The following is a 19914-nucleotide window of genomic DNA, read 5'->3' as shown; positions in this document are numbered from 1 at the left end:
GAACAACCGCGTGATGGCGCCTTCTCCCGTCTCGACGTCAGAAAAATCCGGTACAACGCCCTGGGGCCTCTTGTCGCTCATCGTGCTGGCGGCCGGTGTCATCCGTGTCTATTTCATGACAGGATTTCAAGGGACGGACGACCTCATATTCGCGAAAGTCGCGCACAATATCGCCCACGGCAATCTCACCCCCGGAACGTATATCGGCACATTGCGATACGGTTTTAACCTTCCCCTCGCGGCTGCCACCGTGGTGCTCGGCTTTAACGAATTCGCTCTCACGGCCTACCCATTGATCGCGTCGCTTGCCACGATCGTGATCCTGTACTTTCTCGGCGAACATTTGTTCGGAAGGGCGGTGGGCCTGTTGGCTGCCACCTTGACGGCATTCTGCACGCTGGATGTCATTTGGGCCGGACGAATTCAAGCGGACGCGCCCTTGCTCATGCTCATGACATGGAGTTGCTTGCTGTTTCTTAAGGCGATAAATCGCAAAGAAGATATGCGAGCGGCCAATAGGCTGCTGTTCATGTCGGGCGTCCTTTTGGGGGTGGGATATACGACCAAGAATGTAGCGATCTTCCTGTGGCCGCTGTTCGCGTTTTTGGCCTGGTACTGTGCGATCGGCCTTTTTCGTCTACTGTGGGCGGCTTCCGGTTTCCTCGCCGTCTTTGCGGCCGAGAGTGCCTTTTTTCTCTGGCAGACCGGCGATCCGCTGTATACGTTCACGGTCCAGGCGCTGCACAATAAGAAAGTCGCCGCCATCGTCTCGGCCGGCTCTTCCGAAGACCTTTTGAGTTGGCCGCTTGCCTACCCGTATTGGGCTTTTTTCGGGCTCCAGCACGTCGGGTTGACCTTCTACCTTGCGGCCGTTGCCTATGCTGGATATCTGTTGGTACGGAACACGTCCATGCCGGTCGCCACCCGTCCGGTCGTGGTGTTGTTGGCATGGTTTCTCTCAGTGCTGGCGATCTTGACGTTCTATGTCATGAGCTGGGATCCGTTTGTGCTGATATGGAAGCAACCGAACTATATGTTGATGTTTCTCCCGCCGGTGCTGATTCTTACGGCGGCATGGCTCATGGCCATGCCGCTCAAGTGGCGCTCGGTGGCCGTCGCCTGTTATGCGGGTACCTCGCTTCTCTTTGCCGGCGTGGAGCGTGAAGTCTTGGCCGCCGAATCGGCGAATGCGCGCGCGGCCGCGCAATGGTATCTCGAAGAAGGAAGAGAACAACCGGTCTACTGCGGGGTTCGGGATTGTGGGATGGTCGCCATGTTTACGCATTACGGAGATGAGAGCAAATTGATCCCCTATGATGATCCATTTCGCAATGTGGCTCATGTCGTGGACTTGTCCAGAGCCCGTTCGGGGGCGGTGGTCGTCAACCAACACTGGCTGAAACGAAGCGTCGAGTCGATTTCACACGAGAACCGGCGGCTCATCGCCTCACCGCCGTCCGACTGGAAGCTCATCCGAGTGTTCAAACACGAATCGCATGGTGTCCTGTATTGGGGAACGAAGCTGCTTCTTGAAGGAGCGGAACGGGGCTGGGCGCCGCAGCCGTTCGTCCGTCTGATAGAGCGAAAGGTCCGAGAAGCGGTGGAGCCGGATCCCCTCAGGATTTATCAGGTGGGGGAGTCCGTCGAAGCGGCCAAGACTTCTTAGCGGCCCGTGAAAGGGGCCCCAGTGTGGAATGAGCCGGTGTTCCATCCAAGCTCGGCTGTGATCCTTGAAGGGGCCGCGACGGCCCTAGCCTGATATACCCGCCCACATCGACGACCGCCTCAGGTCGTCGCTCCCGAAAGACTTCCCAACCCCCCTCCCGTATCCTTCCGCACGATCCCTTCATAATCAAACGGTCGTCCAACCCCCTCCCGATGAACTTCATAGATCGTCCGACGATGGCTCGGTCCGCGTCCCAATGTAGCGCATGGATCGGGGAAAGATAGGCTGGACTGGAAGAAAGCCCAACTAAGGAGAGGAAAGGGAGGAGTCTGAGCGGTTAGTGACCTATGGGTGGGTGAGATCCGGACATTCCGGATCTCACCCATACCATCTTCGCTTACTGGACGCGGAGATTGGTCGGCGCGGCCGGAGGTGGGTTCGTGGTTCCGCCGCCGCCTCCCGGCGCTGCGATCGGTTGTGTCGACACGATCAGCTCATCCAACCACATATAGGCCGTCGGATGGCTGACCGATTGGTTCTTCGCCGTCATATAGGGGGCAATAGTCGCGTACGCATAGTCATTGCTGGGCCCAGTACCGTTATTGAGGCGATAATTGAAGATGCTGATCCATTTCTTATAAGGCTGTCCATTAACTGAGTACCACGCCTCTATGTTGCTCGACGGTGTGCCGAACGTGCCTATGGTGATTTTGTAGTAATAGGTAATCCAGGTATTGGCGAGCGTGTTGTATTTCCAACACCCCGAGGTATTTCCGCTCTCGACCGCGTCATATGAGCAATTGTGGTCGCCTTGCTGAAATGTAAGCGGCGGAGATTGGCTGGACCAGATACCACGACCCCCGCAATCGGTGTACATGTGCTGAAACTTATGGTCATAGTAAATGACGGTGGTCAACTCCACGTCCGAGCAAGTTGCATTGGGTCCATGGAACATGACCGATTTCCAGCCGGTCCCCATCTGTTGAGCCCAATTGATGTTGACCAGATTAGGATCGTAGCGCAGCGCGAACTGCACGTAGAACGTGGAGTTATTCCCGAAGCTTCTCCCAAAATATTGCCGCAAGGAGCCGGCCATATTCGAGGACGTTTGGCCGTTGATGATGAATTTGAGAGAGCTCACGCCTGAGAGGGCTACGCTCGTATCCTGCACCGGCATTCGACAGTTGGCGCAGGAGTCCGGTCCATAGATCCCCGAAGCGGGCCACACGGCCGGTACGAATTCCGACGCATTGTCGAAACCCTTGCAGACCAGCACGCCGGCGGCGTTGCAGCGCGACTGGAAATCGGAACCGCCGGAGCTCAAAGCCTGGGTGGTCGCGCTGGCCCCGGTGGATTGACTGGATACGTTGCCGGCCGCATCGACGGCGGCGACGGTGTAGGCGTAGGTTGTCGATGGAGAAAGTCCGGTGTCCGAATACTGAAGGGTTGTCGTGGTATTCACCTGGGTGCCGTTCCTATAGATACGATATCCGGTCACGCCTTGGTTGTCTGTGGAAGCGTTCCACGTCAGATTGATCTGCGAAGCCGAGGTCGCGGTGGCGACGACGTTCGAGGGAACGGTCGGAGCCGTGGTGTCGGCCGTTCCGGTCGACAGGCGCAATGCGAACGCATCGCGGTCGATCGAGTTGACGACGACGAACGCCCGTGACGTCGGTGAATAGGCCCATCGCTTGAAAGTTCCGTTTTGATCGGGCGAACCAGGTCCGCCGCTAAAGGTATGGGCTGTCCACACGTTGGTCGTGGGATCGAGCGAATAAGCCGTGTTCCCCCCGCTCCAGGCGACGACACGTTGGTTCGTGGAATCCCAGGCCAGACCAGGGTGGGGCGCGTTAACGATAGAGCTGCCTCCTGAGCTGGTGATGCGGGTAGGATTCGGGATGGAGCCGGTCGTGTTGCTCGACGTGATGCTCGAAATGTCCCATCGCCACATCTGTCCCCCGCCGATCGCATACAAATATCTCCGAACTGGGTCGACGATGGTGGTGACTTCAAAGGGCCGATACCCCCCGCCCTGATTGTTGCGAATCTTCAATGTATTGCTGCCGATATCGTATGTCAGGATGCCGACTTTATTGTCGATGAAGACAAACTTGGAGACGGGGTCGTAGGAGATCGCCGTTCCTTCAATGGTCAAAAGATCCCATCCCATCAGAATGGAATCCCCGCCCGGCGACATTCGTTGCCAGGAGCCGGACGCAAAGGAGTATGTCCAAATCTCCGTAGAAGGAGTAGAGGCGCCGCATGCCATATCACCGCTCACCGAAATGAATCGATCGACATGTTCCATGTAGGCGAGGCCGTCGTAGGTATGGCGTGCATTCGGTTGACTGCCGCCGGCAATCGCTTCTTGGCACGGTGAAAAAGGGGCGGATGGAAGACCTGGATTGGTGATTCGTTTCACGGTGAGGGTGGAGAGATCCACGGCGTACAATTCATTTCCGTAATAGCCGTTGTGCCCGCCGCCCCATACGATCAATCTATTGCGGGTGGTGTCAAAGGCGGCGCTGTTCCAATTCGTGACCACGGCCTGGCAGCCTTCCGCACCTTGAATCGTAGGATATTGGGCCGGGTCAGGACAGACGCTTCTGATTTTCGTGTTGGTCAGTTGAGTCCATCCCGGCGTAGAGGGAATGGTCTGGGCGGATGTCTGTGACGCAGCAAGCACACACATCACGCTCGCTGCCGCTAAAGTGCTTGCCATCATTTTCTGAATCATGCGTAGAACCCTCCTCTTAATCCCGCTCCCTAAATATACGTTTGGTCATAGGCGAATACGAGCTGACTTAAAAGACGCTCTTGCTGACTTCATTGGAAAAGGTGCTTTCGTTTCCCGCGCTGTCGTAGGCGGTGACTACAAAGAAGTATGTGGTACCGGCTTGCAGGCCGGTCGCCGCGTAGCTCACCGTTCCGGCCGGGATCGTCGCAATCGGAGCCCCATAGGCACCGGATGCGGTGGCGCGGTAGATCTTATATCCGGCCAAATCGCTTTCTGTGTTGGCGTTCCACGTCAAGGTGGCCGATGAGCTCGAAGGCGCGCTCAACGTCAGGGTGACGGCTACGGTCTTCGTCGTGCCGCCGCCCGACACGGTGATCGTCCCGGTATTGCTTCCCACTGCGGCCGTGGCCGCGTTGATACTGACCGAAATCGTGCCGTTCCCGTTCCCCGACGAAGGGCTGAGCGTCATCCAGCCGGCATTGCTGGTTGCCGTCCAACTTCCATTCGACGTGACGGTGATGCTTTTCGCGGCCGGATTCGTTCCTCCCTGGGTAGCGGAGTAGGTCAGGGTGGTCGGACTCAACGTAATGGTTGTCGATGCCGGGGCCACTGTAAACGTAATGGGCACGGTTTGCGAAGCGGCGCCCGTCGCGCTGACCGTCACGGTGGCGGTATAGGTGGCTGCTGTGAGCGTCCCCGTCGTGACTGTGGCGGTGACGGTGCCGTTGCCTGTTCCCGAGGAGGGACTCAGCGTAAGCCAGCTGGCATTGTCGCTTACGGACCAGCTGAGCGTGCCGCCTCCTGCGTTACTTATGCTAAACGTTTTTGGGGAGGGATTGCCACCACCCTGCTGAGCACTGAACGAGAGACTGGTCGGGCTCAAGCCAATCGACGGAGGAACCGGGGCCGCCGTGACGGTAAGGGTTACGGGGACCGTGACAGTCGCGGCGCCGGTCGCGTTGACGGTGATGCTGGCGCTGTAGGTTCCGACGCCGAGCGATCCAAGAGCCACGGTCGCGCTGACGGTGCCGTTTCCCGTTCCAGATGCAGGACTGAGCGTCAGCCACGCGGCATTGTCGTTGGCGGACCAGGACAGGGTGCCTCCGCCGGCATTGCTCACGCTGATCATTTGCGCGGCCGGATTGGCCCCTCCTTGCTGGGCAGAAAATGCCAGGTTAAGCGGACTGAGGCTAATGGCGGGATTGGCAGGCGGCGGAGACGGCGGCGGAGATGGAGGCGAAGGCGGTACCGAAGAAGTCGGCTGAACGACCAACTTGCTCATCCCCGGCATTTCAGACAACAGCCGCCCCAATTGCCTGGGGACGGCAGGGGACGAAGGAGCAGTACCTCCCGCTGCCGCGGCGGCCGCCACGCCGGCGCTTGCGGCCGGTTTGGGAGCCGCTGTCGAGGCCGGCGAACTGACGGACCCGAATAAGGAGAACGGTTGGCTTATGGTTCCCGTGGTGGGAGAAGTCACCGGCGGAGCGAGCGTGGAATTTTTTGCAGGCGCCGTCGGCTCTTTCGTTACGGGCTCGTCCGTTACGACATTGATTGTTCCGGATGGTGTCATGCCGGACTGATAGGTGTTGGAGGGCTTCACCTCGGCCGTCATCCCGTTTTTCTGGGCGGCCGGTTTTCGAATCAGACGACGTGATTTCCGCTCAAGAGCGGACGAAGAAGATTTCACCGAGTCGTTTCTGAGGGTGGAGGGTGCTTGCGCCGGCGCGCCGGAAGTTTGCTGAGCATCGGCGGCAGTCACGCCGGAGCCGGTAGAGGAAAAGACAGCGACGGCGGTCGCAATGCAGCAAAGGGAGCGAATCATCATAAGCGGCGTTCCTGATCGGCGCATTGTTGGGGTCCTCCGTGTTGCAAATGTTCCCCTCACTCCGCGTACAGCAGTGCAGCCTGAGCAATTTGGGTGCCTTTGTAAAAGTTAGGGAGAAAACTGTGTTTTCAATAGGTTAGTAAGCCGATGTCCGGAGCCTGCTGGATGGGCTCAAGCACAGGCGTGCACATGATCGTCCGAATCAACTTTTAGCCCGTAAGCCCTTGTACTGCCTTGGATAAGACCCAAGCAGACGGCCTAAGAAGTTGCTATCCCGTTGAAAATTCTTGGTGCACCATCTGTAGGGAAGTTCATGCAATTTCCGGGATGGTTCTTTTCGGTCCATCGATCAGTTAGCGGCCTCGGCGAGGTGTGGGATACGGAATGGTTCAAGCGGCGTGGCGACACGCGTCACGGATTTCGTCTGGTGCCGGCGTTGCCTCACATGATATTGCGAAGCTATCGGTTTCTTGACTGGATACCGAGCATCTGCCATTGTTCGATCTATATCATCGCCTGGAGGTGTTATGGAGAGAGGTCAAGCGCGCTCTATTGCCGTCGTGGGATTGGGGTATGTCGGCTTGCCGATCGCGGTCGCGTTCGGAAAGCAAGCGCCGGTCATCGGATTTGATATCAATCGGACCAAAATCGAAGAGCTGCGGAAGGGCCTCGATCGAACCGGCGAAGTTTCCAAGAGCGACTTGAACGCCGCCAAAGTCCACTACACCTGGGAACCGGCTGAGCTGAAACGGGCGGACTTTATTATCGTGGCCGTCCCCACTCCGATTAATGAAGCCCTGCAACCTGATCTGACGGCCCTCCAAAAGTCGTCGGAACTGATCGGCCGCAATCTGTCGGCCGGTACGATTGTTGTCTATGAGTCCACGGTGTATCCGGGAGCGACCGAAGAAGTCTGTCTGCCGATTCTGGAAAAAACCTCGGGGATGAAAGCGGGCGTCGACTTCAAGATCGGCTACTCACCGGAGCGCATCAATCCGGGCGATAAAGAACATACCCTGGAGAAGATCGTCAAAGTCGTATCGGCTCAAGACGCGGAATCGCTCGAGATCGTCGCCCGGACCTATGCCTCGGTGGTCAAAGCGGGGATTCACCGAGCGTCCAGCATTAAAGTCGCCGAGGCGGCAAAAGTCATCGAGAATACTCAGCGGGATTTGAATATCGCGCTGATGAATGAGTTGTCTCTGATCTTCCATCGGCTCGGCATTGATACCAAATCCGTGCTGGAAGCGGCCGGGACCAAATGGAACTTCTTGAAATTTTCGCCGGGCCTCGTCGGAGGACACTGCATCGGCGTCGATCCCTATTATCTGACGACCAAGGCGGAATCGGTGGGGTACCATCCGCAAGTCATCCTGGCCGGTCGGCGGATCAACAACGGGATGGGGAAATTCGTCGCCGAACATACGATGAAGCTCCTCAGCCAGCTCTCGCGTCCCGTGAGCGAGCTCCGGGTCGGCGTGTTGGGTTTGACGTTTAAAGAGAATGTGCCGGATCTCCGCAACAGCAAAGTGCCCGACATCATCCATGAGCTGCGGGAGTACGGGGTGACGGTGGTCGTGCATGACCCGATGGCCGAACCGGAAGAGGCGGTAGCGGAGTACGGGATTCATCTCAGCGACTGGAAGCAGTTCGCCGATTTGGACGGACTCATTCTCGCAGTGGCGCATCGTCATTTCCTCGATATGGGGATGAAAGAATTGCTGAGACCGTTGCGGAGCCAGAAAAACGGCGTGTTGATCGACGTGAAAAGCGTCCTCGATCCCGGCGAGGTGCCGGGAGGTTTGAAGTACTGGCGGCTCTGAGCCCGCTCCTATGGCTGCGGGTTAGGCGATTTCATTTCTCTCCGGCTCCATTCTACGGTAACGTGGGCCTGCAGGGTTATTCCTGCGGGCCCATGGCGCAGACACTTCCTATCGACGTTCCCTTTGACACTGCCTCAATATCCTGTATAAGGAACGTGCTGCGCCTGGCATCGATCTTTCACGTCCCGGCTCTTTTCGGATAGCCGCCGCGCGAGGCCAGCGTGACTGTGACACAGATTCGTTTCAATATGCGCGAGACATTCTTTGCGGTGCTGGTGCTCCTGGCCTTGTCCAGCGCCGGCTGTTCGCTGCTGGCGTCTTCTGATGCCCGGCGCGGCGATCAGCATTTGGCCGCGGGAAATTGGGAAGAAGCGAGTCTCGCCTACAAACAGGCGCTGAAGGACGATCCGTTTGATGCGTCGCTGCAAAGCAAGTACGCGCTGGCGCGGGAACGCGCCGCCGCCATGTATGAAGAGCGGGGACGGGCGCTCCTCAAGGAGCATCAGATCGATTCGGCCATCGAGCAATTCAAGCGCGCGCTGACCATCGAGCCGGCGAGCAGCGAGCACCAGTCGAGTTTGTCCGAGGCGATTCGTCTGAAGGAGTCGCGGGCCCAATATCGCGAGGCGGAGCGGCTGGCGCAACTGGGCCGAACCGATGAAGCCATGGGCGGATTTGCCAGAGCGGCTGAATTGGACCCGACCTTCCCGGATCCACTCGAAAGCATCAGCCGGTTGACCGAAGAGCAGCAGGCGATCATGAGAAACGATCGGATGAAGCAGCCGGTCACCCTGCGCTTCCGCAACGCCGGCATCAAGGAGGTGCTGGAAGGCGTCGCGAAAGCCGGCGGCTTCACCCTCATCTTCGATAAAGACGTCCGGAACGATCCCATCTCCATTTCGGTGCAGGACACACCGTTCGAAGACGCGCTCAATCTCATTCTGAACAGCAACAGCCTGTTTTCGCGCGTCGTGTCGCCGGGCGTGATGATCGTCAGCCCCAATACCAAGCAGAAACAGGAACAGTATCAGGACTTGATGATCCGGACGTTTTATTTGTCGACCGCCAAAGCCAAGGATATGCTCGTGCTCCTCAAAGGCATGCTGGATTCCAAGCGGATGCATGCCAACGAGCAGCTGAATGCCATCATCATTCGCGATCAGCCGGAAAAACTGGAATTGGCCGAGAAGATTATCCTGGCGAACGACCGCCAAGAGCCGGAAGTGCTGTTCGACCTGGAGGTGCTGGAAGTCAATCGGACCAAAAATCAGACCTATGGATTGAATTATCCCAAGCAGGCGGGGGCCGGATTGATACCACCGGGCTTTACGGGCACGTTGACGGCCGATCCGATCCAAATGACGTACCGCCAGCTCACCAGCTTGGGGCCGGACAGCTATATGTTCCGGCTTCCCACGAGCGTCCTGCTCGATTTCTTCAAGCAGGAATCCGACGCGAAGACGTTGGCCGCGCCGAAAGTGCGCGTCATGAACAACAAGAAAGCCGAGATCAACATCGGCGACAAGCAGCCCATTTTGTTGTCGACGACGAACGTGCTCCCGGGGCAGGCGGCGACCGGAGCCGTTCCCACGACGTCGACCGTGACGTCCATCGAATTTCGGGACACGGGGGTCAAGTTGACCGTCGAACCGACCATCCGCCTCGGCAACGAGTTGTCGCTCAAAATGAAAGTGGAGGTCATCCGCATCGGCGATCAGGTGACGCTGCAGGCCTCGCCCCCCATTCAACAGTTCCGGTTCGGCAACCGCTCGGCCGAAACGACGTTGAACATGCGGGACGGCGAGACCATTGTGCTGGGAGGGTTGATTCAGGAGGAGGACCGCCGCACGCGGGTGACCATGCCTTGGATCGGCGACCTGCCGCTGATCGGCAATCTGCTGAGCTCGTTCAAGACCGAGCGGGTGACGACCGAGGTGATCCTCACGATCACGCCGCGCATCACGCAGACGACGCCGCCCCCCGCCAGCAATCAGGCCTTTTGGTCGGGCACGGAGTTCACCTATGCGACGAGCCCGCTGTTCTCCAGCGCGGCGAAACCCATGTCGCCCTATGCGGCGAACGTCCCGGCGGGGAAAGCGCTGGTCTCCACGAAAGGCGCTCTTCCGGCCGGAACGAATGGATCCGCGGGAAGCCGTCCACTGTCGGATGCGGCCGTTCCGGGACCCGTGTTGGCGATTCAGCCCGATGAAACGGCGGTTCAAGCGGGAAGGGAAATCAAGCTCGCCATTATTGATGCCCGGCTCAAGGCCACGCCCGGGCAGACCCTCAAGTTGGAATACGATCCGAAAGTATTGCGGTTTACAGGTTTGACCGACGCAGAAATTCTTGGAGACGATACGGCTCCGGACGGAAGCGTCACGTTCCGTCTGGCCAAACCGTCCGATCGCGCCCCGCGGTCGGTCAGCGCGACGTTTTGGGGGAAAGCTCCCGGCGTGTCGCCGGTGCGGGTCGAACTGGCCGGCTCGACAAGCGACGCCGCGGAATTCGGAAAGGCCATCGTGAGGGTCCGGTGAAAGAGCGCGGCGTCACGCTGCTGGAATTGCTCGTCACGATGACGATCGTCGTGATCCTGGCGTCGGTCGCCATGCCGCTCAGCCGGGTTTCGACCAAGCGCGCGCAGGAAATCGAGCTGCGCCAACACTTGCGCGTCCTGCGCAACGCCATCGACACCTTCAAGCTCGAATGGAATCGCGACGGTGAAGTGCTGCTGGGTCCCGTGTGCGTCAAGAACAAGCTGACCTGCAAAGAGGTGACGAGTCCCTACGGCTATCCCAAGTCCCTCGACGTGTTGCTGGAAGTGAAGCTGACCGGAGAAGAAGCCACGGTGAGGGGGACGACGATCCGGCGCTACCTGCGCGTGATGCCGTTGGATCCGCTGACCGGCAAGGCGGATTGGCTCCTCCGCTGCTACAAGGACAGTCCGAAGCCGACCAGCTGGTGCGGCGAAGACGTGTACGACGTGATGACCCGGAGCGACGCGGACGCCCTCGATGGAACGAAGTATCAAGATTGGTAAGCGGCGTGAGAACGGATGCGCGAGGCTTCACGTTGATCGAGCTGATGATCGTCGTGTCGATCGTCGGGATTCTTGCCACGATCGCCGTGCCGTCCTATCAGTCCTCCTTGATAAAGGCCAGGGAAACCGTGTTGCGGCAGGACTTGTTTACGCTGCGGGAGCTGCTGGATCAACATCGGGCCGACAAGGGCAAGTATCCTCCCTCGCTGGAGGGATTGGTCGCCGCCGGATATCTCCGGACGTTGCCGCGGGATCCGTTTACGAATTCGACGAGCACGTGGCAGGAAATCACCGAACCGACGGAGGGGGGCATTTTCGACGTTTACTCAGGATCGGACCTCATCGGCACAAACGGGACCCCCTATAACAAATGGTGATGTCACACCCATTGGACCAACAAAATCTTGGAGGAAGGCTCGGTTCTTTCCTCATCCTTCTGCTGGCGTTCACCGGCCCGGTTTCGTGCAGCCCGTTGGAGCCCATGGTCGAGCCGGAAGTATCGGACCTGCAGTTGACGGTGGATACGCTCAAGACCACCATCCGTGATGCGCAGCGGACCATCACCGAGTTGCGGGCCGAATTGGATGCCCGGCGCCAGGAACTGGCCGATGTGCAAATCGCCCGGGCGCAGATGGAGGGGCGTCTCCGAGAAGCCGAACGGCGACTGGCGGAGGCCCGGCACGTCATCGATCTCCAGCGGGAAGAGCTCGCCGGCTCGCGCGCCGAGCGGGAGCGGGTGGCTCGAACGGGAGCGGCTCTGCACAGCCAGCTGAAGCAGCTCCAGAAGCAGCTCTCGAAAGTCGGCAAGCAGAGTCCGGAGAGCCGTCCCGGTATCGCCCCGGCCAACCTGCCCGGGGCAGGGCGCAGGACCGCGGCGGCAGTGAAGATGGAGCCCTCCCAGCCGACGGAGTCGGTCGCGCCTGCCGTCGTTCAGCCCGCATTTCATCAGGAGGAATCGCCGGTCGGCGCCCCGGCTCGTGTGGCCGTTCCATCGCGGGTGCTCGTCAAGCCGGGCGATACTCTGTGGAGTCTCGCGCAGCGGCATCATGTCACCGTCAAGCGGCTGATGAGTCTCAACGGACTCGCCGACACGCGCATCGAAGTCGGTCAAGCGCTCTGGTTGTCCGATCCGCCTGCCCCGGAAGAATCGCCGAATTATCCGACTCCGTAGAGGCCAGCCTGCATGGCGCTGTTTGCGTATCGAGTCGCCCGTCCAGACGGATCCACCCTCGATGGTCAGATGGAGGGCGAGGATGAATCCCTCGTTCGCGCCAAACTTGAATCGCAAGGGCTGCTCGTCTTCAAACTTCATCGTCGGGGAATCGGCGTGGGGGTTCCGTCCGGAAAGTCCTGGTCGTGGGGGAAGCTGCCGATCGGAGAGTTCCTCGTCTTCAACCAGGAGTTGCTGGCCCTCGTCAAATCGGGATTGCCGGTCCTGCGGGTGTGGGATCTGCTCATCGAGCGCGCCGCTCACGCGGGATTCCAACAGGCGCTGCGCACCGTGCGCGAAGACATCCGCGGCGGCGCCTCGGCATCCGACGCGATGGCGAAGCATGCGGGCTATTTCCCGGAACTCTACATTGCGACCGTCAAAGCGGGCGAACAGTCCGGAAACCTCCCGGAAGTCCTGCTGCGCTACATCTCGTATCTCAAGTTGATGATCGGATTGCGGCAAAAAGTGGTGAAGGCGCTGTCCTATCCGATGTTTCTCGTCTTGATCGGTGTGGCCGTGATCGCCTTTTTATTGATGTATGTCATGCCGACCTTCGTCTCCGTCTACGGAGAGTCGGCGAAGGAACTGCCGTGGGCGACGCAAGTCCTGCTGGATCTCGTCAAGCACGCGGAAACCGGCATCGTGCCGGCGATCGCCGCCGTCGCCGGTCTGGGTCTCGCCGCGCGGGCCTATTATGCCACGCCGGCCGGTCATCTCGTGATCGATCGCCTGCTGTTGCAGCTCCCGATGCTGGGGCCCATCACCGTCAAGCACAACACCGTCCAGTTGACCCGCACATTGGGGACGGTGCTGGCGGGCGGGACTCCATTGGTGGATGCCTTGCACATCACCCGCGGCGCCGTGTCGAACCGTTGGGTGTCCCAGGGCATGGCCGGCGCAGTCGAGGAAATCCGCGAAGGGACCACGCTCGCCGCCGCGTTGGATCGGCCCCGTGTGCTGCCCAAATTGGCGATCGAAATGCTGTCGGTGGGAGAAGAAACCGGGTCGCTCGACGCGATGCTGCGGGACGTCGCCGAGTTCTATGAGGCCGATCTGGATACGAGACTCACGCAGCTCACCACCTGGATTGAACCGGCGCTGCTGCTGGTCATGGGATTTCTGGTCGGCGGGATCGTCATCGTCATGTATTTGCCGGTGTTTCAAATGGCCGGCACAGTGGGGTAGGGGCCAAGTGAGTAGGCGTCGAGGCTTTACGCGTGCGGTGGAGAGGAGCTGGGATGGGACGTAGTCTGGCCAGACCGTCTCTCGCCGATGTGTTGGTCGGTCAGGGCTTCCTGCCGAAGCAGGCGGTCGAGGATGCGCTGCGGCGGCTGAACGGTGTGGCGGCGGCCTTGGGACCGGCCCTCATGGGCGAAGGGCTCCTGTCGGAAGAGCAGCTGGCCCGCGCGCTCGCGGCGCAGTACGGGCTGCCCTATGATCCGCTGACCGATTTCCGGGTCGATCCCCACTATTACGAGACGATTTCCGTGAAGCTGATGCAGCGGTACCCTTTCGTGCCCATTGCCGAACGGGCCGGTGTGCTGACCATCGCCATTTCCGATCCCCACAATTTGCTCGGGCTCGATGAATTGGAACTGCTGATCGGGAAGCCGCTGGATCGGGTGGTGAGCTCGAAAAGCGCCATTCTCGCCGCGCTGGAGCGCAGTGAAGGGTCGAGCCAGGCGCTGCGCGAGCTGGAAGCGGAATACCGCTCCGTCTTGGTGAAAGAGGACGAGCGGGGCGAAGAAGTCCTCACCGTCGACCATGCCGAGGATCAGAGCCCGGCCGTCAAACTGTTGGATTCCATTCTGCTCAGCGCGATGCAGCGCCGGGCCAGCGACATTCATGTCGAGGCCGCCGACCGCGCGACGAAGGTCAAGTTCCGCGTGGACGGCATCCTGATCCCGGCCATGGAACCGCTGGATATCCGGCTGCATGCGCCGCTGGTGTCGCGTCTCAAGGTCATGTCCGAGCTGGACATCGCCGAGCGGCGTGTGCCGCAGGACGGCAGCTTCCGGATGCGCCTCGACCGCAAGACCGTCGACTTCCGCGTCTCCATCCTGCCCAGCGTGTTCGGGGAATCGGTGGTCATCCGCATCCTCGATCGCGAATCCATCACGGCCGGCGTCTCGGCGCTGCGGCTCGACCGGCTCGGCTTCAACCCGGAAGATCTCAAGCGGTTCCGGCGCGCGATCACCCGTCCCTACGGCATGGTGCTGGTGACAGGCCCGACCGGGAGCGGCAAGACGACGACGCTCTATGCGGCCATTTCGGAGATGAATACGCTGGAGGACAAGCTGATCACGATCGAAGATCCGGTCGAGTATCAACTCTCGGGCGTGGTGCAGATTCCGGTGAACGAAAAGAAAGGCCTGACGTTCGCGCGCGGGCTGCGATCGATCTTGCGCCACGATCCCGACAAGATCATGGTCGGCGAGATCCGGGATGCCGAAACGGCCCAGATCGCCATCCAGTCGGCGCTCACCGGCCACCTCGTCCTGACGACGGTGCACGCCAACAACGTCTTCGACGTCATCGGCCGGTTCGCGTCCATGGGCATCGACTCCTATAATTTCCTCGCGGCCTTGAATTGCGTGCTCGCGCAGCGGTTGGTCCGCATCCTGTGCCCCTCCTGCCGCACGCCGATGAAAGTGGATCAGGCGTTGATCGAAGAATCGGGATTGGACTACGAGCAGTACCGGGACACCCCGTTCTACGAAGGAGCCGGTTGCCAGCATTGTATGGGCACCGGCTATCGCGGACGGAAATGCATTACCGAGTTCCTGGACCTGACCGATGAGATCAAGGAAATGATCCTGGCGGAGCGGCCGCTGTCGGAAATCCGTTATCGCGCCGTGACCGACGGCATGATCACCCTCCGGCAATCGGCGTTGAAGAAGGTGCTCGGCGGCGAGACGTCGCTGCGCGAGATCAACCGCGTCACGTTCAGCGAGGAAGGGTGACGACATGTATGCCTGGGCCGGGAGCCGTCCTCAGCGTTGTGTGAAGATCGGCGTGGATGCCGTGGCCTGGGCCGAAACACAGCGGAACTGGCGGGGCCGCCGTCGGCACCGCTGCGCGATGTCGCCGCTTCCCGACGGCGTGGTCAGGCCGTCTCCCGCCGAGCTGAACCTGAGCGACCTCGGGACGCTCGAAGGCCGCCTCCGTGCATTGGCCGGGCCCGCGCCGGCGTGGCGCCTCGGCGGCAGGGAGCTGCTCAAAGACATCCCGCGTCCGATCGTCTTGCTCCTGCCGGACGCAGCGGTCCGCGCCGTGGTGCTGCATCTCGAGCAGCTGCCCCGCCGCCGGGAAGAGCGGGAGGCCCTCATCCGCTGGCGCCTGGGGCAGGAGCAGTTGTTTCCGTTGGCCGGCGCAAGGGTCGTGTCCCAGGTCTACGGCGGGGCGCAGGCCGGCGACGGGCAGGGACACACCGTCCTCGCGGTCGCCGTTCAGGAGTCCGTGCTCCAGCAGTACGAAACGCTGTGCGAGGCCGTCGGCCTGATTCCGCAAGAGGTCGGCCTGACGAGTCTGCAGCTGTTTGAATTATGGCGCCGAGCATCGGGTCTGAGACAGTGGCAGCGCCGCGATCTGTTATGGGCCAGCCTGGCGGACAGATCACTGACCACGATGGTGTTTCAACAGGGACGGCTCCTGTTTTATCGCTGCAAGCTGCTGGGCTCGGAGGCAGCCGAGATCACGGCGGACAGCCGTCTTTTGACAAAGATCGTCGAAGAATGCGGAGCCTCGCTGGATGCGTGCCAGCAGCGGCATCCGCACGCGTTGGTCAAAGAAGCCGTGGTCTGCGCCGGTGGCGATCTTTCCGCCTTGCAAGCGCAGATCGAAGCCGAGCTGGAGTTGTCCGTCGAGCCGTTGGGCTGGCGGGCGGTGGAAACGCTCGGTTGGGTCACGAGGGGCAGCCAGCCCGGTATGGCGTCGCTCTCCGCCGTGGCGGGGCTCTGCTGAAATGTCGCCGATGCGCCGACCCAGAGGATCGTTGTTGGCCGGACTCGGCTCGATCCGAATGTTTCGTCCGCAGGCGCGCCATTTTCACATCAACCTCAGCAGCCGGTATCGACCGTACGTGGCGCCCGCTCGATCGGCGCTGGTGGTCGCCTCGGCGCTCCTCGCGCTCGGCATCGTGTGGAACTGCGCGCAGGCGGTGATGGGATATCGAGAAGTCGGGAATATGCGGGCTGAGCTGGAACGGGTGCGGCAACAAGATGGGCAACTGCTGGCGGAGGCGAGCCAGGAGGGGATCGATTTGTCGGAGGCGGCGTTGCGGCACCTGCCGACCGAAGTGGTCTTGGCCAATCAGCTCTTGGAGAAGCGGATGTTTTCCTGGACGCAGTTCTTGACCGGATTGGAACAGGCCATTCCGCCGCGCTTGGCGCTGAGCAGCGTGCGTCTGGATGCCGGCGGGACGAATGTCCACTTGACCGGCACCGCCATGGCTCTGGAAGACATCACCGCGTTTACCGTCGGTCTCCAAGATCATCCCACGTTCAAAGATCCGGTCTTGGCGCAGCATCGGGTCGGCCAAAACGGCCTCGTCGAGTTTGACGTCACGTTGCGGTACCGGCGGGAAGGAGCGTAGCTGTCCGATGATGAACCGGGTACTCGAACTGCTGCGCCAGCCCTTTGCGCCGCTGCTCCCGTGGCTTGGCCTGACGTTGGGTCTGTTGTGGTTGATGCTGTGGGTGCACCAAGCCGGCGTAGTCGAAGCGGAGACGGAGCGTGCCCGATTGGAGCAGGAGTGGATGTCGGCCCGGCAGGTGTTGGCCCACCATCGGGAAGCGAAAAAGGCCAAACAGGATCTGAGCCAGGTGTGGGCGGTCCTGCCGGCCGAACGGGATTTCGCCCCGCTGGCGTTGGGGATCTCCGAAGAAGCCAAGCGCGATCGGGTGACGTTACCGGCGCTGTCGTACAAGACGGAGCCCACGCCGGTATCCCACACGAGCAAGGGATTGCTGCAAGGATCGATGACCGGGCGGTACGAGGATCTCCGCCGGTTCATTTACGACCTGGAGACGGCCGAAGAGCTGTTGTTCATCGAAGATCTGGAATTGAGTCGAGGCGGCGGGCCACAAGACCAGAACTTAACGTTCAACATCAAAATCGCGACCTATCTGCGAGCCGAGACCGCGAAACCCGTCGCGCAGGAGACCGGGTCCTGATATGGACGCGAGGCAGAAGACGCTTCTTGCCGTTGGGTTGGGAGTGACGTGGATCGGCCTGACGTGGTGGCAATGGGGCACGTTCCAAGAACCGGCACGCGTGCCTCTGACGAACGTGTCCGGTCTGCCGCCTTCGGGCCAAGGGGCCGGCGTGAAGGCCGGCGGACTCCGGGTCAACTTGGCCTTGCTGGCGTCGGCCCGAACGCAGCGGGAAGCGACGTTTACGGCTCCGAGAAATATCTTTGCCGTTCCACAGCCCGACGGCACGCTTCCGATGGGCATGAACGCATCCGCCGCGGTCCCTATTGAACCCGTGTCGGAGGAAACGGTGGCGCAACAGGCGGCGGCTGTGGAACTGGCGCAGTACAAATACCTCGGCTTTCTTCGCATGAGCGAGGGCCGGAATCGGAATAAAGACGTTGCGGTGCTCAGTAAGAATGAAGAAGTCGTCGTGGTCAAGGTCGGCGATCGGGTCGAGGACCATCTGGTGCTCAAAGCCATCACGCCGGAGAGTGTGACCATCCGGGACACCGGGGCGCGGATCGAGCAGACTCTGCCTCTGTCCGAGGAGCCGGCGCCCCAGCCGTAACCGTCTCCTATGACACGGTCGAACGAACGGGGCTTCTCCTACATCATGGTGATGATCGCCGTCGTCGTGATGGGCGTGGCGATGTCGGCGGCGGCCCGGCAATGGAAGACCATGGTGCAGCGCGAGCTGGAGGCGGATCTGTTGGCGAAGGGCATTGAAATCCAAAACGCGCTCGCCCTCTATTCCACCGCGATGAAGGCGGGGAGGGTCATGCCGGGCGAAGTCTATCCGGCCACGCTGGCGGACCTGACCAGGCAGCCCAAACCATTCCTGCGCAAAGTCTATTCCGATCCGATCAGCCACGGCGAATGGGATCTCATCCGGGCGCCGACCGGCGGGATCATGGGGGTGCGGAGCAAAAGCAAAGGGAAGCCGATCAAGGAAAAGAATTTTCCACTCGCCGTCCGGCATTTTGAAGGTCGTCCCACGTACGCCGACTGGATGTTCCAGCACCCCAACCCGTCAAGCGGAGGAGGCCTTTTGCCGACGGGACCGAACTCTCCTCTCGCACCCGGCCAGCAGCCGCAGCCGGGCGGTCCGCCGGCATCGATTCCGACCGGCCCCAACGCTCCACCTCAGGGATTCATCGCGCCTCCACCTCCGCCCCCCGCGCCCTCGAATTGACCCCTTCTCCGGACAGCCTGCTGCCTGCTTCTTTGAGCGGTACGGACGTGATACACTCCCAGCCGTTCATTACTCATAAAAAGGGGAGCTGGCGAGATGCGCATTTTGATCACGGGGGGAGCGGGATTCCTTGGGAGCCATCTGGCTGAGTCCCTGGTGAATCAAGGGCACACCGTGATCTGCATGGACAATCTCAGCACCGGCAAAGTGGAAAACATCGCCCATCTGATGGGCCATGAGCGGTTTGCCTTCATTAAATATAACGTGTGCGATTATGTCCATGTCGAAGGCCCGCTGGATGCCGTCATGCATTTCGCGTCGCCGGCCAGCCCGCAAGATTATCTCGACATGCCGATCGCCACGTTAAAGGTCGGGGGGCTGGGTACCCATAAAGTATTGGGACTCGCCAAGGCCAAAGGCGCGCGCTTTTTACTCGCGAGCACGTCGGAAGTCTATGGCGATCCTCTGGTCAATCCGCAGCCCGAGTCTTATTGGGGCAACGTGAGCCCGATCAGCCCGCGCGGGGTCTACGACGAGGCGAAGCGCTTCGCCGAAGCCATGACGATGGCCTATCACCGGTATCACGGGGTCGACACGCGTATCGTCCGGATCTTCAATACCTTCGGCCCGCGGATGCGGCCCAACGACGGGCGGGTGGTGTCGAATTTCATCGTGCAGGCCTTGCAAGGCAAGCCGCTCAGCGTGTTCGGCGACGGGTCGCAGACCAGGAGTTTCTGTTATGTCGACGATCTGGTTCGCGGCATTCTCGCGCTGCTGATGATTTCTTCCGATAAGACCGTCGAGCAGCGCACGGACCGCAAGTCCTTTCTCACCAAACAGAACGGCGACCAAGACAGCATGCACGATCCGGTCAACATCGGCAATCCCCGCGAGCTGACGGTCTTGGACATCGCCAAGCTGGTGCTCAAGTTGACCAAGTCGTCCAGCGAGGTCAGCTACCACCCGCTGCCCGCCGACGATCCCAAAGTCCGCCGGCCCGACATCACCAGAGCCAGGACGCTTCTCGGTTGGGAGCCCCAGGTCGGATTGGAAGATGCCCTGCAGAAAACGATCGAGTATTTTCGGGCCGTATTAGCCCGCCCGGCGAGCATTTAAGACGTCGATTCCCTCCAGGATCTCGCCTTGACCCCTTTCCGAGGGGCGGGGTATGCTCTGGCACCAATTCAAAGAAGGACTACCGTGGACACAGAGCTTCAGAAGGTTGA

At 60.6% G+C, this 19914-nt stretch carries 16 protein-coding genes; 14 read left to right on the top strand and 2 right to left on the bottom strand.

Annotated elements, in window-relative coordinates:
* The first annotated feature begins 13 nt into the window (after window positions 1-13).
* Window positions 14-1666, top strand: a complete 1653-nt coding sequence (locus NITMOv2_RS15470) for an ArnT family glycosyltransferase (RefSeq protein WP_053380724.1) — start codon at window positions 14-16, stop codon at window positions 1664-1666.
* 397 nt (window positions 1667-2063) lie between these two features.
* Here NITMOv2_RS15470 and NITMOv2_RS15465 read toward each other — a convergent pair whose 3' ends face one another.
* Together NITMOv2_RS15465 and NITMOv2_RS24525 are read right to left on the bottom strand one after the other, a co-directional pair.
* The gene (locus NITMOv2_RS15465) at window positions 2064-4403 is read right to left on the bottom strand and encodes a fibronectin type III domain-containing protein (RefSeq protein ID WP_202967244.1); all 2340 of its coding nucleotides are present in this window, start codon (window positions 4401-4403) and stop codon (window positions 2064-2066) included.
* A 67-nt stretch (window positions 4404-4470) separates the two neighbouring features.
* Window positions 4471-6228, bottom strand: a complete 1758-nt coding sequence (locus tag NITMOv2_RS24525) for a BACON domain-containing protein (RefSeq protein ID WP_238590364.1) — start codon at window positions 6226-6228, stop codon at window positions 4471-4473.
* Window positions 6229-6755: 527 nt separating this feature from the next.
* Between NITMOv2_RS24525 and NITMOv2_RS15450 the strand changes: the two genes are divergently transcribed.
* The 13 genes from NITMOv2_RS15450 (at window position 6756) to NITMOv2_RS15390 (ending at window position 19804) form a co-directional block, all read left to right on the top strand.
* Window positions 6756-8051: a nucleotide sugar dehydrogenase gene (locus NITMOv2_RS15450; RefSeq protein ID WP_053380720.1), complete on the top strand. Its 1296-nt coding sequence runs from the start codon at window positions 6756-6758 to the stop codon at window positions 8049-8051.
* Between the two features lie 227 nt (window positions 8052-8278).
* Window positions 8279-10585, top strand: coding sequence for a secretin N-terminal domain-containing protein (locus NITMOv2_RS15445; RefSeq protein ID WP_145976371.1), 2307 nt, complete (start codon window positions 8279-8281; stop codon window positions 10583-10585).
* Window positions 10582-11088, top strand: a complete 507-nt coding sequence (locus tag NITMOv2_RS15440; protein WP_053380718.1) for a type II secretion system protein — start codon at window positions 10582-10584, stop codon at window positions 11086-11088. Before NITMOv2_RS15445 ends, NITMOv2_RS15440 begins: the two co-directional genes overlap by 4 nt.
* 5 nt (window positions 11089-11093) lie before the next feature.
* Window positions 11094-11465 (top strand): prepilin-type N-terminal cleavage/methylation domain-containing protein, encoded by a 372-nt coding sequence (locus tag NITMOv2_RS24790; RefSeq protein WP_187299235.1) that lies wholly within the window; start codon window positions 11094-11096, stop codon window positions 11463-11465.
* 104 nt (window positions 11466-11569) lie between these two features.
* Window positions 11570-12259 (top strand): LysM peptidoglycan-binding domain-containing protein, encoded by a 690-nt coding sequence (locus tag NITMOv2_RS24295; protein WP_053380717.1) that lies wholly within the window; start codon window positions 11570-11572, stop codon window positions 12257-12259.
* A 12-nt stretch (window positions 12260-12271) separates the two neighbouring features.
* A complete protein-coding gene (locus NITMOv2_RS15425) occupies window positions 12272-13486 on the top strand; it encodes a type II secretion system F family protein (RefSeq protein WP_083448080.1) in 1215 nt (404 codons plus the stop codon).
* A 53-nt stretch (window positions 13487-13539) separates the two neighbouring features.
* Window positions 13540-15264: a GspE/PulE family protein gene (locus NITMOv2_RS15420; protein ID WP_053380715.1), complete on the top strand. Its 1725-nt coding sequence runs from the start codon at window positions 13540-13542 to the stop codon at window positions 15262-15264.
* A 4-nt stretch (window positions 15265-15268) separates the two neighbouring features.
* The gene (locus tag NITMOv2_RS24025; protein WP_053380714.1) at window positions 15269-16264 is read left to right on the top strand and encodes a type IV pilus biogenesis protein PilM; all 996 of its coding nucleotides are present in this window, start codon (window positions 15269-15271) and stop codon (window positions 16262-16264) included.
* Window positions 16265-16274: 10 nt separating this feature from the next.
* Window positions 16275-16895: a PilN domain-containing protein gene (locus NITMOv2_RS15410; protein ID WP_187299234.1), complete on the top strand. Its 621-nt coding sequence runs from the start codon at window positions 16275-16277 to the stop codon at window positions 16893-16895.
* Between the two features lie 7 nt (window positions 16896-16902).
* On the top strand, window positions 16903-17475 hold the full coding sequence (gene pilO / locus NITMOv2_RS15405; RefSeq protein WP_053380712.1) for a type 4a pilus biogenesis protein PilO: 573 nt from the start codon (window positions 16903-16905) through the stop codon (window positions 17473-17475).
* A gap of 1 nt (window position 17476) precedes the next feature.
* Window positions 17477-18064 (top strand): hypothetical protein, encoded by a 588-nt coding sequence (locus tag NITMOv2_RS15400; RefSeq protein WP_053380711.1) that lies wholly within the window; start codon window positions 17477-17479, stop codon window positions 18062-18064.
* Window positions 18065-18073: 9 nt separating this feature from the next.
* On the top strand, window positions 18074-18688 hold the full coding sequence (locus NITMOv2_RS15395) for a prepilin-type N-terminal cleavage/methylation domain-containing protein (RefSeq protein ID WP_053380710.1): 615 nt from the start codon (window positions 18074-18076) through the stop codon (window positions 18686-18688).
* A gap of 96 nt (window positions 18689-18784) precedes the next feature.
* Entirely contained in the window at window positions 18785-19804 is a 1020-nt protein-coding gene (locus NITMOv2_RS15390) for a UDP-glucuronic acid decarboxylase family protein (protein ID WP_053380709.1), read from the top strand.
* The last annotated feature ends 110 nt before the right edge of the window (window positions 19805-19914 follow it).

Source organism: Nitrospira moscoviensis, assembly GCF_001273775.1.
In the GTDB taxonomy this organism is placed as follows: domain Bacteria; phylum Nitrospirota; class Nitrospiria; order Nitrospirales; family Nitrospiraceae; genus Nitrospira_D; species Nitrospira_D moscoviensis.
The sequence above is the reverse complement of the archived record's forward strand: the minus strand, read 5'-3'. Positions and strand labels throughout refer to the sequence as shown.